Here is an 18,825-nt window from a genome sequence, read left to right as displayed (position 1 = left end):
GGGGGGGGGGGGGGGCGGGGGTGGCCATCCGCCCGGGCGCGGCCGCGACGGGCGAAGGCCGTCCCGTCGACCCAGGGCAGGGCCCGGCCGCCGGTCTCCCGCTCCTGCTTGACGATGCGCCGCCCGGGCTCCTCGACCACTTCATGCCCGCGCCGGCCGAGCTCCGCCAACAGCGTCGACTTGCCGCCGCCCGAGCAGCCGGAGATGACGACAAACCGGTCCATCTCGCTATGTCTCGCCTCTTCGCTTCGGAACGCCGAGCCGATCAGCTTCGGAGGGGCTGTTCGGGGGCGATCAGGGACAGCTTGGGGAAATAGGTCCGGTAGCGTGCTGCGTCGCGCGTCATCAGCCGGTATCCGGCGACGGCGGCGTGCGCGCCGATGAAGAAGTCCGGCAGCGGCAACCGCTTCTCTCCTCCCCGTTGCCGGTATGCGGCGAAGGATTTGCCGGCCAGGAACGCGGCTTCGTAGGGAATGGCCTCGCGGTCGAATATCGTCTTCGGCAACGCGGCCTCGAGATCCTCGATCCGCGAGTAGCGGACCGAGACTTCGGCATAGATGATCGGATTGATGACAAGGCGATATCGGTCGGCGGCATGTTCGAGCGCCTCCGCCGACCACAGGAGCCAGTGCTCGTCCTCGGTCATGACGTCAAGCAGGACGTTGCTGTCGACCAGAACGGCGGTCATCAGCCCTCTCGGGTCAGCGCCATGATGTCATCCGTGCTCATCGCCACGTCGCCGCGCCCGCGCAGATGGGAGATCAGGCGGGCACCGCGGCTGTCTTTTTTCCGGCTTCCGGCATGGACAATCCGCACGACCTTGCCGTCGAACTCGAACTCGACCTCGGTGTTGGGCAGCAGGCCCGCCCGCTCGCGGATCTCGACCGGAATCGTGACCTGACCTTTCGACGTGATGCGCATGTCGGGCTCCTTACTCTTACCTGTAAGAGTAAGAATTCAGGCATCGAAAGGCAAGCCACTCCCGCTGGCCGAAGCGGCGACGGACTCGAGCCGATCGGCGCTGGCGGTTCCCTTCGCTTTCGACTCGACGAGCGACCTGACCCGGTCGGCATCAGCCGGCGTCGCCGGGTTGTAGATCACCATGCCGAGATCGGGCCGGCCGTCGACGGCGAAGGCCGAGAACTCGAACGCGATCGGCCCGGCGATCGGGTGGCGCAGGCGCTTGACGCCCTCGCCGTAGCTGCGGACGTCGTTGTCGCGCCACATCGACTCGAAGTCAGGGCTGAGGCGACGCAACTCCTCCACCAGCGCCCCGACCCTGGCCGTGGCCCCCGCGCGCGCCGCATCCGCCCTGAATGCGGCCACCACGAACCGGGCCACGCCGTCCCAGTCGAACTGCGCGGCGCGGACGCGGGGATCCAGGAAGATGAGGCGCAGGATGTTGCGCTGCTCGGGCGGCAGTGCCCCGTAATCGGTCAGCACGACCGTCGCGGCCCGGTTCCAGGCAACGACATCCCACGTCGGGGTTTTTACCAGGGCCGGGCTGAGCGTCAGAGCGTCGAGCACGCGCTGCAGCCGCGGCGTGACGCCTTCGGCCGCCTGGAAGCGGATCGCGGGCGGCCGGCCGAGCCCCAGAAGGAAGAGGTGCTCGCGCTCGACATCCGTCAGCATCAGGGCGCGGGCGATGCGCTCGAGCACATCGGCCGACGGCGCGCCGCCGCGGCCCTGCTCCAGCCATGTGTACCAGGTGGCGCTGATGTTGGCGCGTTGGGCCACCTCCTCGCGACGCAGCCCGGGCGTGCGCCGCCGCGGCCCGGACAGGCCGAAGGCCGCCGGGTCGAGCTTGGCGCGGCGATCCTTCAGATAAGACCCCAGCAGATTGTCGGTCGCGACCGGCATACCGATCCTGTTAGCCGCTATACCCGTATAAGGTCACTTATTTACCAGGATAACACACGAGGACACAGTCGCCTCCGTCTTTAACTGGAGACTTCGTCATGCGTGTCTTCGTTACCGGCGCCACCGGTTTCGTCGGTTCGGCCGTCGTGCGGGAATTGATCGGCGCAGGCCATCAGGTGCTCGGCCTGACCCGCTCCGATGCGGGCGCCGAAGCCCTGCTGGCCGCAGGCGCCCAGCCGCACCGGGGCGATCTCGCGGATCTCGACAGCCTGCGCCGCGGCGCCGCCCAGGCGGACGGCGTGGTCCACACCGGCTTCATCCACGACTTCTCGAAGTTTCGGGAATGCTGCGAGATCGACGGCCGCGCCATCGAGGCGATCGGCGCCGAGCTCGTCGGCTCCGACCGCCCGCTGCTGGTCACCTCCGGCGCCTTGATCGTGGCACGGGGCCCAGTCGGGACCGAGGAGGACGGGCCGCTTCCCAATTCCGCCACCTATCACCGCGTGTCCGAGGCGGCGGCCGCCGAGCAGGTGGCGCGGGGCGTGCGCGCGGCGGTGGTGCGGCTGCCGCCCTCGGTCCATGGCGACGGTGACCACGGCTTCGTCCCGATCCTGACCAGGCTGGCGCGCGAAAAGGGCGTATCCGCGTATATCGGCGAGGGCCTCAACCGCTGGCCCGGCGTGCACCGGTTCGACGCCGCCAGGGTCTACCGGCTGGCGCTGGAGCGTGGCGTCACTGCCGGGGCCCGGTATCACGCGATGGCGGAGGAGGGCGTGCCGTTCCGGGACATCGCCGGCGTGATCGGCCGACGCCTGGGCGTGCCGGTCATCGGCAAGTCCCCCGAGGCGGCGGCAGAGCATTTCGGCTGGTTCGCGATGTTCGCCGGGATGGACGTGCCGACCTCGAGCGAGCGGACCCGGGCGCTGCTGGGCTGGCAGCCGACGGAGCCCGGGCTGATCGCCGATATCGACCGGCCGGCCTATTTCGCAGGCTGACCGGCGGCCGGGCTACGGCGCCCGGCCCTTGCTCCGCAGCCAGTCCTCGTATTCCGGCCGCGCGGCATCGCTCAGCGGGTAGTAGCGCCGCAGGTCGCCGCCCTGGGACAGGCGCTCGCGCGAGAACTCCTCCCACTCATGATGGTGGGTCGCCTTCTCGATCACCTCCGGCGCCAGCGCCACCGGCACCACCACGGCGCCGTCATCATCGGCGACGATGATGTCGCCCGGCATCACCAGCACGCCGCCGCAGGCGATCGGGATGTTGACGCCGAACGGCATTAGGTCGGTCTGGGTGTGGAAGTTCGGGGTCACGCCGCGCAGCCAGAAGCCGAGGTCCAGCCGCCCGGTGTTCGGATAGTCGCGGATGCAGCCGTCGATCACCACACCCAGCCCGCCGCGGCCCTTGAAATAGGTCAGCATCATGTCGCCGAAGACGCCGCTCTTCATGTCGCCGCGGGCGTCGACGACGACGATGTCGCCCTTCTGGGCGTGATACAGCACGTGCCGGTGCAGCTGCTTCTCCGGCTCGGCGTATTCGTCCTCGCCGTACAGATCCTCGCGCTTCGGCATGAACTGCAGCGTCAGCGCCGGGCCGGCGATCGCCTTGCCCTTGGTCCAGGCCACCGGGCCACAGATATGGGTGTTGCGGATGCCCATATGGGCGAGGGTGCTGCTGGCCGTGGCGGCGCCGATCGCCTGCAGCGCCGCCGACCATTCCGCCGGCGGCCGCTTGATGTCGCTGGTCTCGATCATTCTCGGTTCGTCCTTCGATGGTCCGTCGGCGGCGATCAGGGTTCGTCGCCGAAGTACTTGGTGCCGGGCTGCAGATGCGCCCGCGCCACATCCTCGTTCAGCGTCAGCCCATGGCCGGGGCGGTCGTTCAGATGGATGTAGCCGTCGACGATCGGCGGGCCGCCATCGACCATGTCGCTCCACCACGGCACGTCATGGGCATGGAATTCCATCACCAGGAAGTTGTTCATGGCGGCGCAGACATGGGCGCCGGCCACCGTGCCGATCGGGCTGGCCACATTGTGCGGCGCGATCGGGATGTAATAGAGATCGGCGTGGTCGGCGACCTTCTTGGCCTCGGCCAGCCCGCCCATCTTCGGGATGTCCGGGGCGATGATCCGCGCCGCCTGCTTCTCGATCAGCTCGCGGTAGCCGTGCTTGCGATACAGGTTCTCGCCGGTGCAGATCGGCGTCCTGGTCGAATGGGTGACGTGGCGCTGCGCCTCGATGTTCTCGGGCGGCACCGGGTCCTCCAGCCACAGCAGGTCGAACGGCTCAAGCGCCTGGGCCAGCTTGATGGCGTCGTTCACCCCGAACTTCCAATGCGCGTCCATCGCCACCATGATCTCGGGCCCCACCGCCTCGCGCACGGCGCGGACGACGCCGACCATCCAGGCCATCTCGCGCGACCCGATGATGCGGTTGAACGGCTCGAACCATTGCCGGCGCGGATTGGGATCGTCGGAGATGTCGATGGTGTGGGGGTTGCGGGTGTCGAGGTCGAACTTGATGGCGCTGAACCCGTCCGCCACCACCTCGCGCGCCTTGGCGGCGTAGGAGGACGGCTCCGGCGTGTCGCCGGCATGGCAGTCGGCATAGATCCGGATCTTGTCGCGGAAGCGGCCGCCGAAGAAGGTCGAGATCGGAGTCTGCAGCGCCCGGCCCAGCAGGTCCCACAGCGCGATCTCGATGCCGCTGATCGCGGTCACGGTGGCGCCGGCCTGCGATCCTTCGCCGGACAGGCAGCGGATCAGGATCTCGACGATCTTGCCGATGTTGACCGGGTCTTCGCCGATGATGATCGGCTTGGCCTTGTGCACCAGCTCGGCCACCCCGGCACCCCAATAGGCCTCGCCCAGGCCGGTGATGCCGGCATCCGTCTCCACCTTCACCAGCACCCAGGGGAAGTTCCCCGCGATGACGGCGGTGCGCAGATTGGTGATCTTCACGGAATCGTCCTTCCCTTCGATATCCGGCCCGCTTGATCGGGCCGATAACTTGTCAGGCGGCCGGCAGTGCGTGTCCGGACTTGCCGTCGAACAGGTGCAGCTTCTGCTGGTCGAATTCGAGCCAGACCGGCTGGTCGATCCCCAGCTTGACGTCGGGGGCGACGCTGACCACCAGCGGGGCGGAGCCGAGATGGACATGGGCGTAGGTGATGTCGCCGGTCGGCTCGACCGTGTAGACCCGGCCGGCGACCGCCCCCGGCACCTGCTCGCGGTGCAGCCGGATGGTGCTGTGCCGGGCGCCCAGCACGACCTCGCCGAAGGTCGCGCCTTGAGCCTTGCGGGCATTGGCGTCGGACAGGGGGCAGCGCCAGCCGTCCGGGCTCTCGATCGCGGCGCTGGTGCCGTTGCCCGTCACCCGGGCGTGCAGCAGGTTCATCGCCGGGCTGCCGACGAAGCCGGCGACGAAGGTGTTGACCGGGTGCTCGAACACCTGCTCCGGCGTGTCGTATTGCTGCAGCACACCGCCGCTCATCACCGCCATCTTGTCGGCCATGGTGACGGCTTCCATCTGGTCGTGGGTGACGTAGATCACCGTCGCCCCCAGGTCCTGGTGAAAGCGCTTCAGCTCGGCCCGCATCTGGGTGCGCAGCTTGGCGTCCAGATTCGACAGCGGCTCGTCCATCAGGAACACGCGCGGATCGCGCACCAGGGCCCGGCCCAGCGCCACGCGCTGCTGCTGCCCGCCCGACAGCTCGCGCGGCCGCCGCTCCAGCAGATGCTCGATGTCCAGCAGTTTGGCAGCGGCCCGGACCTTGGTCTCGATCTCGGCGTTCGGCAGCTTCCGCATCTTCAGCGGGAAGGCCAGGTTCTTGAAGATCGTCTTGTTCGGGTACAGCGCGTAGTTCTGGAACACCATGGCGATGTCCCGGTCCTTGGGGTCCAGGTCGTTGACCAGCCGGTCGCCGATCTGGATGTCGCCGTCGCTCAGCTCGATCAGCCCGGCCACCAGGTTCAGTGTCGTGGTCTTGCCGCAGCCGGACGGCCCGACCAGGGCCACGAAGTCGCCGTCCTCGACCGTCAGCGAGACATGGTCGACGACGGTCAGGTCGCCGTACCGCTTGACCACGTCCCGCAGCACCACCTCCGCCATGAATTCCCCTTCTCGTCAGGACTTGACCGCGCCCTCGGTCAGGGCGCGGACGAAGTATTTCTGCAGGACCAGGAACAGCACGACGACCGGCACGCTCATGATGAACGACGCCGCCATCAGCCCGGGCCAGTTGGTCGCGTATTCGGTGAAGAAGCGTTCCAGCCCGACCGGCAGCGTCAGCTTGCTCTTGTCGTTGATGAAGGTCAGGGCATAGACGTATTCGTTCCACGCCAGCACGAAGGAATAGATCGCGGTGGCGATGATCCCGGGCGTGGACAGCGGCATGACCACGAACAGGAAGGCCTGGAACCGCGTGGCGCCGTCGATCCGCGCCGCCTGCTCCAGCTGCGGCGGGATGTTGTCGTAGAAGCCCTTCAGCAGCCAGATCGACAGCGGCAGGCCGAAGGTCAGGTAGGTCAGGATCAGCGACCAGGCCGTGTTCACTAGCCCCATCCACTTCATCATGATGAACAGCGGCATCAGGAAGACCACGGCCGGGAACATGTTCCGGACCAGCACGGCGTAGAACAGCAGCTTGCGGCCGGGAAAGCGGAAGCGCGAGAAGGCGTAGGCCGCCGGCACCGCGATGACGACGCCCAGCACGGTGGTCGCGGTCGACACCATGACGCTGTTCAGCAGGTAGTGCAGGAACTCCTGCCCGACCTCGTTGGCGGGGGAGAGCAGGCGGGTGTACTGCTCGAGCGTCGGCTCGGACGGGATCCATTCCGGCGGGTATTGCAGGGCGGCGAATTGCGTCTTCACCGAGGTCAGCAGCATCCACGCCATCGGCAGCACGGTGAAGATGCCGAGCAGGACCAGGTAGACGATGCGGGCCACGCCCCACGGGCCGGCCTTGCCGCGGCGGCGCTTCGGGACGGGGCGCTGTTCCAGCGTGACGGCGCTCATTCCGGCCTCCTCTCGCCCTGGGTCAGCGCCCGGACATAGAAGTAGCCCAGCCCCATCATCACCACGAACAGGATCACCGAATAGGCCGAGGCGATGCCGAAGCGGATGCGGCCGAAGGCCAGCTGGTAGATCTGCGTGATCCAGATGTCGGACGACCCGGCCGGGCCGCCGCCGGTCATGATCCAGGGGATGGTGAAGCCGTTCAGGTTGGTGACCAGCAGCAGCAGCACGGTCACCATCGTCACCCCCTTCAGATGCGGCATGGTGATGTGCCAGAAGCGCTGCCAGGGGCCGGCGCCGTCGACCCTGGCGGCGCGGTGCAGCTCGTCCGGCACGGTCTGCAGCCCGGCCAGCAGCATGATCATGGCGAAGGGGAACTCCTTCCAGACATTGACCACGATCAGCGACGGCAGCGAGGTGTGGACGTTGTCCAGGAAGTTGATCGGCGTCTCGGTGATGCCGAAGGCCACCGACAGCGCCCCGATCACGCCGAAATCGCTGTGGTACAGCCAGCGCCAGACATAGGAGGCGGCGACCGCGCTGATCACATAGGGGATCAGGAACAGGCCGCGCAGCATGCCGCGGCCGATGAAGGCGTTGTTCAGCGACAGCGCAGCGCCGAGCCCGAGGATGAAGGCGAAGACCGTCGAGTACACCGTCCAGATCAGGGTGTTGATCGTGACTTCGCGGAAGCTGTCGCTGCCCAGGATGCGGCTGTAGTTGTCGAGGCCGACATAGGTCTTGTCGGCCATCGCCAGGCTGGGCGGGGTGTTGAAGAAGGACAGGTAGACCGTGTCGTAGATCGGGTAGCCGATCACCAGCAGCATCACCGCGAAGGCCGGCAGGATGTAGAGGTAGTCGGCCCAGTGACGGACGATGCGTCGCATCAGCCCGAGGCGGCGGGGTGCCACCCGCGCCCGGGGCGCATCGTCCTGCGCGGCAGCCATGGTCACGCCCGGCTCTCCTCTGCGGCGGAAGGGGGGCGGCCGGCGCCTCAGGCACCGGCCGGGTGCGGGACGGGGCCTAGAGGCCCGACAGCAGGTCCTTGATCTTGCTGGCGGCGTCGTCGGCCGCCTCGGCCACGGTCATCTTCCCGGTCAGCGCGTTCTGCATCATGTTCGGGACGATGATGTTCATGATCTCCGCCGATTCCGGGATCACCGGGAACGGGATCCCGCTCGGCAGCATCGAGGTGGTGACGTTCAGGAACTTGATCTCGGCCAGCCGCTGCTTCATCCATTTGGTGCGGAAGCCGCGGGTGTTGCCGGGGTTGGAGGCGACCCAGGCCACCTTGGTCGACCACTCCGGCCCGGTGGCGAAGGCGACGAAGGCGCGGGCGGCGTCCATGTCCAGCCCGCCATCGACCACATCCGGGTTGAAGATGTGGTCGTTGGACCCGCCGAACACGACGGCGCGGCGCGCCGGCCCCTTCGGGATCAGCCCGTAGCGCATGTTCGCCACCACCGCCTCGGCCACCGCCTTGTCGGCCCCGGTCGCCTTCTTGGCGCGGTCCAGCATGGTCGCGTATTCCGCCGGATGGCTGATCATCATCGCCAACTGGCCCGAGATGAACGGGTCCTGGTTCTCGGTCTGGGTGTTGGTCAGGGCCGAGGTCGGCACCGACTTGTCCCGGACATACATGTCGTAGGACGCCTGCAGCGCGGCCTTGGAGCCGTCATTGTTGATGTAGACCTCCTGGTAGGTCGGGCTGGCCTCCGCCTCGTCCAGCGCGCCGCCGCCATAGGCCCAGCATTGCGGCATGAAGCGGAACGGCGTGTTGCCGGCATTGGGCCGGGCCACCAGGCCGTAGCCGTTCTTGCCGGTCTTGTCCTTGATCTGCTTGGAATAGGCGACCAGGTCGTCCCAGGTCGCCGGCGGGCTCTCGGGGTCGAGGCCGGCTTCCTTGAAGATCGCGGCGTTCCAGATCAGCGCCATGGTCTCGTTGTTGGTCGGCACCCCGTAGGTCTTGTCCTTCCAGGTCACCGACTTCATCGCGCCGGGCCAGAAATCCGCGGTGCGGTGGCCGACCAGCTCGGGCGACAGCTCGCTCAGCTGGCCCTTGGCCGCGAACTCGACGCCCCACAGGATCGGCAGCTTCGCCACCATCGGCGCGGCGTTGCCGAGCGCCGCGGCGCGCAGCTTGTTCAGCATCTGGTTGTAGTCGAGGTTCTGCTTCTCGACCGTGATGTTCGGGTAGGTCTTGGCGAAGGCCTCCCAGAACTGGGCGTCAACCTCGTGGTCGATCCGGGGCGACGCCTCGTTCGGCCCGACCCACCAGTAGGTCAGCCGGCCCTTGTAATCGAGCGGCACCACCTTGGCGCATTCCGCCGCGGTGTCGACCTCGATCGTACCGGCGATGCTGTTGATGTAGTCCGGCGTCCAGTTGCCGATGTCGATGCCCGTGTCCTGCGCCAGGGCGCGGAGCGGGCCGAGCCCGGCGGCCAGCGCGCCGGCCCCGGCGGCATAGCCGAGGAAGCGCCGGCGATCGACGGCATGGGTAAAGAGGTCACCAGCATGAGGCTTGGTCATGAGCGGTCCTCCCAATGGCCTCGCTTGTCGTCTGCGAGTTCAAGGCCAGCCTAGGCTCCGGGGGCAAAACACGTCAAGGTTGCTGCGCAACAAGTTGCGGTTTTTGTTATGTTGTTAGCCGAGAAAGATCCTCGGCCGGCCGCTCAGTCGAAGAACGCCCTGTCCTCATCAGTCAGGTACTGCCGGGCGCGTTCGGGGTTGATCTCGACGCCCATGCCGGGCCGGTCCCACACCTCGATCAGCCCGTCGCGGACGATCGGGTTGGGCAGGCCGTCGACGATGTCGTACCACCAGGCCGGGTTGCCGCTGGGGTACTCGAAGGCGATGAAGTTGTTCGGCAGCGTGGCCGAGACCTGGACCAGCGCGGCCAGGCCCAGGAGCCCGTTGCCGGTGCCGTGCGGCGCCATCAGGATGCCGTGCAGGTTGGCGTATTCGGCGATCCATTTCAGCTCGGCGATGCCGCCGACATCGCAGGGATCCGGGCCGACCACGTTGACCGCATGGCCCTCGATCAGCGCCTTGAAGTTCTGGCGCAGATAGATCTGCTCGCCGGTGTGGATCGGGGTCGAGGTGGCGCGGGTCACCTCGCGGTACACGTCGGCGTTGACATAAGGCACGTAGTCGCCGGTGATCAAATCCTCGAGCCAGAGCAGGTTGTACGGCTCGACCGCCCGGGCGAAGCGGATCGCGTCCGGCACGGTCCAGCCCGGCCCGCAATCCAGCGCCAGCGCGACCCTGTCGCCCAGCACCTCCTTCATCGCCGCGACGCAGGCGACCATGTGCTTCAGGCCGCGCTCGGTGATCAGCCCGGAATCCATGGCGCCGTGGAACACGCTCTGCCCCGGCGTGCCGTAGAAGAAGCCCGGCACCTCCCCCTTCATCGGGCTGTGGAAGCCGATGCCCTGCTTGATCATGGTGAAGCCCTCGGGCAGGGCCATCTGCCGCTTGGCGTCCGCGGCGTAGTGCTCGGGCTCGTAGCCCGCCATCGGCACGCGCAGCGAGCCGTTGTAGACCCGCACATGGTCGCGCACCTTGCCGCCCAGCAGCTTGTGCACCGGCAGCCCCGCCGCCTTGCCGGCGACGTCCCACAGCGCCATCTCGATGGCGCTGACCGCGGCCCCCCAGGGCTTGAAGGCGCCGCGCTGGCGGATCCGCGTCATCGTCCGCTCGACCAGGGTCGGGTCCGCGCCGATCAGGGCGTCGCGGAAATGCAGGATGTGCGGCTTCAGATACGGCTTGTAGGATTCGACCTCGCCATAGCCGCTGATGCCCTGGTCGGTGACGATGCGCACGACCGGGTTCTTGCCGATCACGGCGCATTTCAGATCGACGATCTTCATGGTCCTGGGCGCCCCGTTCGGTGGGGACGGGCGTTGCCGCCCACCCGGTTGTTTCCTCCGCTGCCCTTTTTATGTCCGATCTAGGCAGTCGATGACCGAGCCTAACACAGGCAAGAGGCATTGCAACTTGTTAGGTGGAGGAAAATCCGGCGTCCTATTTCGCCGCCTTCGCCCGCTTCAGCACCGGCGCCAGCCAGGCCGTTGGCGCCGCCGGGGCGGTCGAGCCGCGGGTGACGATCTCGGCCACCAGCGCCAGGCGTACCGGTGGCCGGGCGGCGGCCTCGGCGTCGCCCAGCCGGTCGGCGATGCAGCGCACCATGGCGGCGCCGATCTCGACCTGCGGCGTCCGCACCGTGGTCAGCCGCGGCGACACCTGCGAGGCCGCGGCGAAGTCGTTGAACCCGACCACCGAGACGTCCTCGGGCACGCGCAGGCCCAGGCGCAGCAGGTCCGAGATCACGTTCACGGCGATGCCGTCATGGGCGCAGAACAGCGCCGTCGGCGCCCCGCCGCGGCGGAGATAGGCGAGGAAGGCGTCGCGGAAGCCCTGGGCCTCGTCGAAGACGATGTCGTCGGCGGTGGCGTCCGGCGCCTCCAGCATGCCGTCGCGGAAGCCGCGGTAGCGCTCGGCCCGGCCGAGCGGCAGGGTGCTGCCATGGACGAAGGCGACCGCCCGGTGGCCGAGCCTCAGCAGCAGCCGGGCCACGCCGACCCCGGCCTCCCAATCGGCGCCGACCACTTGGTCGATCCGCTCCATCGCGCCGACATAGGTGGCGCAGACCACCGGCAGGCCGGTGCGGGCGGCGATGGCGGAGATCTCCTGCGGCCGTGGCACGGCCAGGATCAGCCCGGCCACGGCGCTGTCGAGAGGACCGCCTTCGGCCAGGTGCCGGGCCTGGCGCGGCACGATCGAGAAGCCCAGCCGCTCGCCCTCGCGCTCGGCGCCGTGCAGCATGTTCAGCCACAGCTCGCTCGACACCGGGTCGATCTCCTGGCGGATGAACAGGATCTGGCCGTTGGCCGCCGGCAGCTCCTGGCTGCGGCGGTAGCCCAGGCTGTGGGCGGCGCGCAGCACCCGGTTGCGGGTGGCCTCGCCGACGCCGGACTTGCCGGACAGGGCGCGGGACACCGAGAACTTCGAGATCCCGAGCCGGTCGGCGATGTCCTGGATGGTGACGCGGCCTGAGCTCATGCCGTGTTGCGCTCCTGTTTGGGCCGCACCTTCTGCCGCAGCGCCGGTTCCGCCGTCAACATCGTCCCATGCCACCGCGCCGGCTTGCGCAACTTGTTTGGTAATGATAGCAAATTACCTAACGAACAGCAAACTGCAGGGGCGGAGACCATGACCACCGGACGCCTGGATGACGCCACCATGGGCAGGGTCGAGGATGCTGCGTCGACCCATTCCCGGCCGAGCGAGCTCAGGATCACCGATCTGCGGGTCGCGGTCGTGGTCGGCAGCGGCTACCACCCGATCATCCGCATCGACACCAACCAGGGCATCTCCGGCCTCGGCGAGGTGCGCGACGGCGGCCATGCCGAGTACGCCCTGCAGTTCAAGCACATGCTGCTGGGGCAGAATCCCTGCAATGTCGACATGATCTTCTCGGCCCTGCGTCGCTACGGCAATTGGGGGCGGGAAGGGGGCGGCGTCTCCGGCATCGAGATCGCGCTGTGGGACCTGGTCGGCAAGGCCTATGGCGTGCCCTGCCACCAGTTCCTCGGCGGCAAGCACCGCGACCGGGTGCGGATCTACGGCGACACCCCGGCCCCGGCCCAGCCGACGCCCGAGGGCTATGTCGAGGCGGTGCTGCGGCGCAAGGCGCTGGGCCTGACCTTCATCAAGTTCGACCTGCCGCCGCGCTTCTTCAACGCGGTCGACGGCGCCCTGGTCGGGCAGGCCACGAAGCATGAATACGACCTGGCCAAGGCCTGGCGCGCGCCGGGCGCCGGGCGGGGCATCAAGCTCAGCCAGAAGGGCATCTCCGCCGCGGTCGACGTGGTCCGCGCCGTGCGCGAGGCGGTGGGCCCCGAGATCTCGCTGTGCATCGACCATTTCGGCGAGGGCTTCATGACCGCCGACGAGGCGATCCGCCTCGGCCAGGCGCTGGAGCCGTTCGACCTCGCCTGGGTCGAGGACCCGCTGCCCTGGCACGATTTCGCCGGCCACAAGAAGGTGGCCGACGCGCTGCTGACCCCGGTCGCGGCGGGCGAGGAGCTGTATCTCTGGGACGGGTTCCGCGAGCCGATCGAGACCCGCGCCTTCGACATCCTGCACCCCGACCTGCTGACCTCGGGCGGCATGCTGGAGACCAAGCGCATCGCCGATTACGGCGAACGCTTCGGCCTGGCGACCGCGCTGCACGCCTGCTGCACCCCGATCGGCCTGATGGCCAATGTCCATTGCGGCGCCGCGATCTCCGGCCTGGTGGCGGTCGAGCATCACGGGCTGGACCTCCCGCATTGGGGCGACCTGGTGACCGGGATCGACCCCGACTATCTCGAGGGCGGCTACGTCACCGTGCCGGACACGCCGGGCCTCGGCATCGAGCTGAACGAGGCGGCAGTAGCGGCCCAGCTGCGCCATCCCGGGGCCCTGTTCCAGCCGACCGAGGAGTGGAACCGGATCCGCATCGGCTTCGAGCGCCGGTCCCGCGGCTGACGCGTCCGGCGCCCCGCTACAGCTGGAACTGCAGCCGGCGCGACAGCACGATGCCCGCCGCTCCGCGCAGCGTGGCGCGGCCCCTCTGGTCGGTCAGCAGGACACGGGGCTCGCTGCCGGGGCGCGGCGGCACCAGCAGGCCGACATGGGCCTCGATCGCGGCCCGCAGCCGTTCCCCGGCCTCGACCACCTCGCCATGCAGCACGAAGTGGTTGGGCGCCAGCGTCTGCTGCAGGTTGGCGATGCCGATCGCGATGTTGCGGGCATAGAGATCCAGGAGCCGCTCCGCCGCTTCGGAGCCGGTGTCGGCGAGACCGGCCAAGAGGGCAGGGGTCATCGCCTCGGCCTCGGGCAGGCCGGCGGCCTGCGCCTGGCGCCGCAGCCAGCCGATCGTCGCGACCGTCTCCCAGCAGCCGCGGCGGCCGCAGGCGCAGATCTCGCCGTCGATCTGGACGAAGGTGTGGCCGAGTTCGCCGCCGGCGCCGGCCGGGCCGCTCTGCAGGTGCCCGTCCAGCTGCAGGGCGCCGCCGATCACGTCGGACAGGTACAGCACCGCGAAGGTGCGCAGGCTGCGGCCGATGCCGAACCAGCGGTCGGCCAGCAGCAGCGCCCGCGGGTGATGGTCGAGATAGACCGGCAGGCCGGTCTGCTCCTCCAGGATCGCCCCGAGGCCGAGGCCGGACAGGACCGGCGCCAGGTTGACCTTGACGATGACGCCGCGGTCGGTGTCGATCATGCCGGTGGCGCCGACGCCGATGCCGAGCGGCGGTTGCCGGGCGGCCGACAGGGTGCGCGACAGGCTGGCGACGATGGCCGCCACCGCCCCGGGATCGCCGGCCTCGGTGGGAAAGTCCTCGCGCTCGACGGCCGTGATCTCACCGGTCCAGGACACCAGCGCGGTGCGCACCGAGCCGTGCCGCAGATCAATCGCCCCGATCGGCGGCGCGTCGCGCGAGAACTGCAGCGGCCGGGCCGGCTTGCCGCCGGCGCCGCCCGGCGAGGCGGGCTCGCCCTCCACCAGGATGCCGTCGTCGATCAGCGGCTGGACGATGCCGGTGATGGTGGCGCGGTTGACGCCGATATGGCGGGCCAGATCGGCGCGGCTGGTTGGTCCGAGATCGAACAGCGACTGCAGCAGGCGGCCGCGGTTGACGTCGCCCATCTTGGCCGGGGACAGCAGGGAATGGGGCCGCGGCTTCGCCGGCTCGACAGGCGAGGGTGCTACGACGGCGCCGTCCCCATCCCGGCCGCGCGCGGCTCCCGTCACCCGGCCTGACATCTTTCCAGTCGACATGTCCTGCTCTTCCCAAGAGGCGGGGCAGGGCCCGGCCTCCTGACACATCCTATCGGCGGCGGCACGTGCCGCGGAACGCTCCCCGCGCCGCCATCCGAACCCATGCTCTGGCATGTTAACCGCGTTGACGGCAAGTTTGTTGGGAATTATAACAAACATGCAGAATGGGGTCGGCTCGAAGCCTCGCTGTTACCGGCCGCGACAAGAATAAGAACAGAAAAACCAGGTCTTATTCAGCAAGCCAATCGTCCACAGGACGAAAACAGGGAGTCGCAACATGCTTCTAAAGAAGTCCGGAGCGGGCTTGGGGCTCCTCGTCGGCGCCGTGGCGCTGATGGGCAGCGCCACGATCGCGGAAGCGGCAACGCTGCGGGTCGTCGTCGGCTATTACAGCGCGGCGACGCAGGAGCTCTTCGAGGGCATGGCCAAGGATTACATGGCCGCCCACCCTGGGGACGAGGTGAAGGTCGAAGTCGTCCAGTGGGACAACCTGCAGCAGCGGCTGACCACCGACATCGCCGGCGGCACCGCGCCCGACATCGCCATGATCGGCACGCGCTGGCTCCTCGACTACGTCAAGAACGACATCGCCGAGCCGCTCGATTCCTACATCACGCCGGAGTTCAAGGGCCGGTTCATCGACGCGTTCATGTCGCCCTCGACCCTCGACGGCAAGATCTACGGCCTGCCGGTCGCGGCATCGGCCCGCGCCATGTACTACAACAAGGACCTGCTCGCGAAGGCGGGCGTGTCCGAACCGCCGGCGACCTGGGACGCCGTCGTCGACGCGGCCCGGAAGGTCAAGGCGCTCGGCGGCGACACCTACGGCTTCGCGATGCAGGGCAAGGAGATCGAGACCGACGCCTATTGGTACTATTCGCTGTGGACCCATGGCGGCGACATCATCGTCGACGGCAAGTCCGGCGTCGCCAGCCCGCAGGCGGTCGCGGCGCTGACGCTGTACAAGAGCATGATCGACGAGGGGCTGACCGAGCCCGATCCCACCGGCCTCAACCGGCAGGACATCGAGCGGTTGTTCAAGCAGGGCCGCATCGCCATGATCCTGACCGGCCCCTGGCTGCGCGGCCAGATCAAGACCGACGCACCGGACCTCAACTACGCCATCGCGCCGATCCCGGCCGGCTCGACCAAGGCCACCTATGGCGTGACCGACACGCTGATGGTGTTCAAGTCGAGCAGCCAGAAGGACCTCGCCTGGAAGTTCCTGAGCGAGACCGCCTTCAGCGACAAGTGGCGCATCGAGTTCAGCACCAAGGAGGGCTTCCTGCCGGTGATGAAGGCCGAGGCCCAGGCGCCGGTCTTCGCCGACGATCCGCAGCTCAAGGCCTTCACCGAGATGCTGTCCTATGCCCATTTCGCGCCGCAGGTGGCGAATTGGGAGCAGATGGTGGACGCGGTGATCAGCGCACTGCAGAAGACCTATATCGGCCAGGCCAAGCCCGAGGACGCGCTCAAGGAAGCGGCCGCGACCATCGACAGCCTGATCCAGCAGTAGGGCCGGATCCGTGACGGCCGCCGATGCCGGCAGGGCCATGAGCCGGGCCCGAGCACCGTCCCGCGGCAGGGTGGGGCGCGCCAGCGCGCCCTATCTCCTCGTCCTGCCGTCGATCCTGTTCGCCTTCTGGATCATCGGCTATCCGATCTTCGACATGGCGCAGATGTCGCTGCAGACGGTCAACCGCTTCGGCGCCACGTCGGGCTTCAACGACTTCGGCAACTACAGCCGGCTGTTCTCGCATCAGCTCTTCCTCGGCTGCCTCTACCGGACGCTGGTCTGGACGGTGTTCGTGGTCGGCGGCACGGTGCTGCTGTCGATCCCGATCGCGCTCGCGCTCAATGAGCGCTTCTACGGCCGTCACCTCGCCCGCGTCATCATCATGCTGCCCTGGGCGGTCTCGCTGACCATGAGCGGCATCGTCTGGCGCTGGTCGCTCAACGGCCAGTTCGGCATGGTCAACGCGACGCTGAACCAGTTCGGCCTGCTGACGGAGCCGGTCGAATGGCTGGCGACGGCGAACACCGCCTTTCCGATCGAGATCGCGATCGGCATCCTGGTCTCGATCCCCTTCACGGTGACCGTGTTCCTCGGCGGCCTGTCCTCGCTGCCGGCCGACATCTTCGAAGCGGCCAGGATCGACGGCGCCACTCCTGGGCAGCGCTTCCGTTACCTCACGCTGCCGCTGATGCGGCCCTTCCTCAACATCGTGCTGGTCCTGAACTTCATCTACGTCTTCAACTCCTTCCCGCTGATCTGGGTGATGACGCAGGGCGATCCGGCCAACAGCACCGACATCCTCGTCACCTGGCTCTACAAGCTCGCCTTCCGCTATGGCGAGCTCGGCGTCGCCTCGGCCCTGTCGATCGTGATGTTCCTGATCCTGCTCGCGCTCACCATCACCTATGCGGCGCTGGCGATGCGCAACGAGGAGAGGATGGGCTGAGATGGACAAGCTGCTCCGCAAATCCTCGCTGATCTGGCTCGGGCTCGGGCCGCTGTGCCTGATCATCCTGTTCCCGTTCGCGGTGATGATCTCGACCGCGGTGAAGCCGCGGGCCGAGGTGCTGGCCTTCCCGCCGCATTGGCTGCCGTCGGAGATCCGGCTGCAGAACTTCGCCGACATGTGGCAGGCGGCGCGCTTCGGGCCGGCGCTCGCGAACAGCCTCCTGGTCAGCATCGCCGCGACAATCCTCTGCCTGCTGGTCGCAATCCCCGCCGCCTATGCCATGGCGCGCATGCAGTTCCGGGGGCAGCGGCTGTTCCGGCAGTTCATGCTCGTCACCCAGATGCTGTCGCCGATCGTGCTCGTGCTCGGCATCTTCCGCCTGATGTCGAAGATGGGGCTGGTCGACCAGCTGCCGGCGTTGATGCTGGCCTACATCGCCTTCAACCTCGCCTTCGCGGTCTGGATGCTGCAGGCCTATTTCCAGACCATCCCGCGTGAGCTCGAGGAGGCCGCGACGCTCGACGGCGCGACGTCCCTGCAGCGGCTCAGGCTGGTGTTCCTGCCGCTCGCCGCCCCGGCGATCGGCATCACCTCGGTGTTCATCTTCATATACTGCTGGAACGAGTTCGTGCTGGCGATGACGCTGCTGCGCTCGAACGAGAAGTATACGCTCACGATGCAGATCTTCTCGCTCGTCGGCGGCCGCTACCAGGTCGAATGGGACCATGTGATGGGCGCGACGCTGGTCGCCAGCGTGCCGGTCGCGATCGTCTTCGCCATGCTGCAGCGCACCCTCGTCAGCGGCCTCACGGTCGGTGCCGTGAAGTAGCCGACATCAACGACCTTCGACATCGGAGACCCAGATGGGATTGCAGGAATGGTTCGGCCTCGACGGCAAGCGGGCGCTGGTCACCGGCGCAAGCCGGGGCCTCGGCCGCGAGATGGCCTTGGCGCTGGCCGAGGCCGGTGCCGACATCATCATCACCGGCCGCACGCAGGAGACGCTCGACGCAACCGCCGCCGACATCCGCGCCATCGGCCGCCAGGCCTGGACGGTCAGGGCCGACATGGCCGTGCCGGAGGAGTGCGAGGCGGCCTGCGAGACGATCCTCGCCGAGCACGGCCCGATCGACATCCTGATCAACAATGTCGGCAACCGCGACCTCAACGTGCCGATCGAGGAGGAGACGCTGGCGGACTGGCGGTCGCTGATGGACCTCAACCTGACCAGCTGCTTCCTCGCGACCAAGCTGATCGGCGGCGCCATGCTGAAGCGCGGCCAGGGCGGGCGGATCATCAACATCGCCTCGATCAGCGCCCTCATCGCCAATCGCGGCATCGGCGGCCGCCACTACGAGACCGGCAAGGCGGCGGTGCTGCACTTCACGCGCTGCGCCGCGGCCGACTGGGCGCCGCACGGCATCACGGTCAACGCCATCTGCCCCGGCCTGTTCATGACCGATGCGAACCGGCACTGGAACGAGATCCGGCCCGAGGTGATCGAGACCTTCGTCCGGCAGGTGCCGATGGGCCGGCCGGGCAACCCGCCCGAGATCGGGCCGCTGGCGGTCTATCTGGCCAGCCCCGCCGCCACCTATGTCACCGGCGCCGCCTATGTGATCGACGGCGGCTACACGCTGTGGTGAGCACACCGCGGGAC

19 protein-coding genes are annotated in these 18,825 nt (G+C 68.1%); 6 read left to right on the top strand and 13 right to left on the bottom strand.

Going from position 1 to position 18,825, the window contains the following annotated elements; all coding sequences use genetic code 11:
• The 4 genes from AAHM41_RS08555 to AAHM41_RS08540 all read right to left on the bottom strand — a co-directional run.
• A partial coding sequence (locus AAHM41_RS08555) for an AAA family ATPase (RefSeq protein ID WP_342236107.1) occupies window positions 1-224 on the bottom strand: 224 nt, incomplete at its 3' end.
• 41 nt (window positions 225-265) lie between these two features.
• Window positions 266-688: a type II toxin-antitoxin system VapC family toxin gene (locus tag AAHM41_RS08550; protein WP_342236106.1), complete on the bottom strand. Its 423-nt coding sequence runs from the start codon at window positions 686-688 to the stop codon at window positions 266-268.
• Window positions 688-921 carry an AbrB/MazE/SpoVT family DNA-binding domain-containing protein gene (locus AAHM41_RS08545; protein ID WP_342236105.1) on the bottom strand — a complete coding sequence of 78 codons (234 nt, stop codon included), beginning with the start codon at window positions 919-921 and terminating at the stop codon, window positions 688-690. The genes AAHM41_RS08550 and AAHM41_RS08545 overlap by 1 nt, the downstream gene beginning before the upstream one ends.
• Window positions 922-957: 36 nt before the next feature.
• Entirely contained in the window at window positions 958-1,860 is a 903-nt protein-coding gene (locus AAHM41_RS08540; RefSeq protein ID WP_342236104.1) for a helix-turn-helix transcriptional regulator, read from the bottom strand.
• 98 nt (window positions 1,861-1,958) lie between these two features.
• On the opposite strand from AAHM41_RS08540, the gene AAHM41_RS08535 reads away from it, so the two are divergent.
• Entirely contained in the window at window positions 1,959-2,855 is an 897-nt protein-coding gene (locus AAHM41_RS08535) for an SDR family oxidoreductase (RefSeq protein ID WP_342236103.1), read from the top strand.
• A 12-nt stretch (window positions 2,856-2,867) separates the two neighbouring features.
• Here the strand turns inward: AAHM41_RS08535 and AAHM41_RS08530 are convergent, their stop codons facing one another.
• The 8 genes from AAHM41_RS08530 to AAHM41_RS08495 all read right to left on the bottom strand — a co-directional run bounded on the left by AAHM41_RS08530 (window position 2,868) and on the right by AAHM41_RS08495 (window position 11,936).
• Window positions 2,868-3,611: a ribonuclease activity regulator RraA gene (locus tag AAHM41_RS08530; protein WP_342236102.1), complete on the bottom strand. Its 744-nt coding sequence runs from the start codon at window positions 3,609-3,611 to the stop codon at window positions 2,868-2,870.
• Between the two features lie 35 nt (window positions 3,612-3,646).
• The gene (locus AAHM41_RS08525; RefSeq protein ID WP_342236101.1) at window positions 3,647-4,819 is read right to left on the bottom strand and encodes a mandelate racemase/muconate lactonizing enzyme family protein; all 1,173 of its coding nucleotides are present in this window, start codon (window positions 4,817-4,819) and stop codon (window positions 3,647-3,649) included.
• 52 nt (window positions 4,820-4,871) lie between these two features.
• Window positions 4,872-5,969: an ABC transporter ATP-binding protein gene (locus AAHM41_RS08520; protein WP_342236100.1), complete on the bottom strand. Its 1,098-nt coding sequence runs from the start codon at window positions 5,967-5,969 to the stop codon at window positions 4,872-4,874.
• A gap of 15 nt (window positions 5,970-5,984) precedes the next feature.
• Complete coding sequence (locus AAHM41_RS08515; protein ID WP_342236099.1) at window positions 5,985-6,875, bottom strand: carbohydrate ABC transporter permease; 891 nt, start codon at window positions 6,873-6,875, stop codon at window positions 5,985-5,987.
• Window positions 6,872-7,822, bottom strand: a complete 951-nt coding sequence (locus AAHM41_RS08510; protein WP_342236109.1) for a carbohydrate ABC transporter permease — start codon at window positions 7,820-7,822, stop codon at window positions 6,872-6,874. Before AAHM41_RS08510 ends, AAHM41_RS08515 begins: the two co-directional genes overlap by 4 nt.
• A gap of 76 nt (window positions 7,823-7,898) precedes the next feature.
• Complete coding sequence (locus tag AAHM41_RS08505) at window positions 7,899-9,404, bottom strand: extracellular solute-binding protein (protein ID WP_342236098.1); 1,506 nt, start codon at window positions 9,402-9,404, stop codon at window positions 7,899-7,901.
• A 143-nt stretch (window positions 9,405-9,547) separates the two neighbouring features.
• Complete coding sequence (locus AAHM41_RS08500) at window positions 9,548-10,744, bottom strand: mandelate racemase/muconate lactonizing enzyme family protein (protein ID WP_342236097.1); 1,197 nt, start codon at window positions 10,742-10,744, stop codon at window positions 9,548-9,550.
• Between the two features lie 154 nt (window positions 10,745-10,898).
• Window positions 10,899-11,936 (bottom strand): LacI family DNA-binding transcriptional regulator, encoded by a 1,038-nt coding sequence (locus AAHM41_RS08495; RefSeq protein ID WP_342236096.1) that lies wholly within the window; start codon window positions 11,934-11,936, stop codon window positions 10,899-10,901.
• Window positions 11,937-12,086: 150 nt separating this feature from the next.
• On the opposite strand from AAHM41_RS08495, the gene AAHM41_RS08490 reads away from it, so the two are divergent.
• Window positions 12,087-13,406 carry a mandelate racemase/muconate lactonizing enzyme family protein gene (locus AAHM41_RS08490; RefSeq protein WP_342236095.1) on the top strand — a complete coding sequence of 440 codons (1,320 nt, stop codon included), beginning with the start codon at window positions 12,087-12,089 and terminating at the stop codon, window positions 13,404-13,406.
• 16 nt (window positions 13,407-13,422) lie between these two features.
• Here AAHM41_RS08490 and AAHM41_RS08485 read toward each other — a convergent pair whose 3' ends face one another.
• Entirely contained in the window at window positions 13,423-14,700 is a 1,278-nt protein-coding gene (locus AAHM41_RS08485; RefSeq protein ID WP_342236094.1) for an ROK family transcriptional regulator, read from the bottom strand.
• Window positions 14,701-15,004: 304 nt separating this feature from the next.
• On the opposite strand from AAHM41_RS08485, the gene AAHM41_RS08480 reads away from it, so the two are divergent.
• From AAHM41_RS08480 to AAHM41_RS08465, 4 genes are read left to right on the top strand one after another with little or no spacing between them, the layout of a single operon-like run.
• On the top strand, window positions 15,005-16,216 hold the full coding sequence (locus AAHM41_RS08480) for an extracellular solute-binding protein (RefSeq protein ID WP_342236093.1): 1,212 nt from the start codon (window positions 15,005-15,007) through the stop codon (window positions 16,214-16,216).
• A 37-nt stretch (window positions 16,217-16,253) separates the two neighbouring features.
• Entirely contained in the window at window positions 16,254-17,162 is a 909-nt protein-coding gene (locus AAHM41_RS08475) for a carbohydrate ABC transporter permease (RefSeq protein WP_342236092.1), read from the top strand.
• Between the two features lies 1 nt (window position 17,163).
• Entirely contained in the window at window positions 17,164-17,994 is an 831-nt protein-coding gene (locus tag AAHM41_RS08470) for a carbohydrate ABC transporter permease (RefSeq protein WP_342236091.1), read from the top strand.
• A gap of 34 nt (window positions 17,995-18,028) precedes the next feature.
• The gene (locus tag AAHM41_RS08465; protein ID WP_342236090.1) at window positions 18,029-18,811 is read left to right on the top strand and encodes an SDR family NAD(P)-dependent oxidoreductase; all 783 of its coding nucleotides are present in this window, start codon (window positions 18,029-18,031) and stop codon (window positions 18,809-18,811) included.
• Window positions 18,812-18,825: the final 14 nt, after the last annotated feature.

Source organism: Inquilinus sp. OTU3971 (genome assembly GCF_038440215.1).
This window is presented reverse-complemented; position numbering and strand designations above follow the sequence as displayed.

Coding starts and splice junctions, on each gene's coding strand:
- AAHM41_RS08550 (WP_342236106.1), bottom strand. CDS start 688: ATGACCGCCGTTCTGGTCGACAGCAACGTCCTGCTTGACGTCATGACC.
- AAHM41_RS08545 (WP_342236105.1), bottom strand. CDS start 921: ATGCGCATCACGTCGAAAGGTCAGGTCACGATTCCGGTCGAGATCCGC.
- AAHM41_RS08540 (WP_342236104.1), bottom strand. CDS start 1,860: ATGCCGGTCGCGACCGACAATCTGCTGGGGTCTTATCTGAAGGATCGC.
- AAHM41_RS08535 (WP_342236103.1), top strand. CDS start 1,959: ATGCGTGTCTTCGTTACCGGCGCCACCGGTTTCGTCGGTTCGGCCGTC.
- AAHM41_RS08530 (WP_342236102.1), bottom strand. CDS start 3,611: ATGATCGAGACCAGCGACATCAAGCGGCCGCCGGCGGAATGGTCGGCG.
- AAHM41_RS08520 (WP_342236100.1), bottom strand. CDS start 5,969: ATGGCGGAGGTGGTGCTGCGGGACGTGGTCAAGCGGTACGGCGACCTG.
- AAHM41_RS08515 (WP_342236099.1), bottom strand. CDS start 6,875: ATGAGCGCCGTCACGCTGGAACAGCGCCCCGTCCCGAAGCGCCGCCGC.
- AAHM41_RS08510 (WP_342236109.1), bottom strand. CDS start 7,822: ATGGCTGCCGCGCAGGACGATGCGCCCCGGGCGCGGGTGGCACCCCGC.
- AAHM41_RS08505 (WP_342236098.1), bottom strand. CDS start 9,404: ATGACCAAGCCTCATGCTGGTGACCTCTTTACCCATGCCGTCGATCGC.
- AAHM41_RS08500 (WP_342236097.1), bottom strand. CDS start 10,744: ATGAAGATCGTCGATCTGAAATGCGCCGTGATCGGCAAGAACCCGGTC.
- AAHM41_RS08495 (WP_342236096.1), bottom strand. CDS start 11,936: ATGAGCTCAGGCCGCGTCACCATCCAGGACATCGCCGACCGGCTCGGG.
- AAHM41_RS08490 (WP_342236095.1), top strand. CDS start 12,087: ATGACCACCGGACGCCTGGATGACGCCACCATGGGCAGGGTCGAGGAT.
- AAHM41_RS08485 (WP_342236094.1), bottom strand. CDS start 14,700: ATGTCGACTGGAAAGATGTCAGGCCGGGTGACGGGAGCCGCGCGCGGC.
- AAHM41_RS08475 (WP_342236092.1), top strand. CDS start 16,254: ATGAGCCGGGCCCGAGCACCGTCCCGCGGCAGGGTGGGGCGCGCCAGC.
- AAHM41_RS08470 (WP_342236091.1), top strand. CDS start 17,164: ATGGACAAGCTGCTCCGCAAATCCTCGCTGATCTGGCTCGGGCTCGGG.
- AAHM41_RS08465 (WP_342236090.1), top strand. CDS start 18,029: ATGGGATTGCAGGAATGGTTCGGCCTCGACGGCAAGCGGGCGCTGGTC.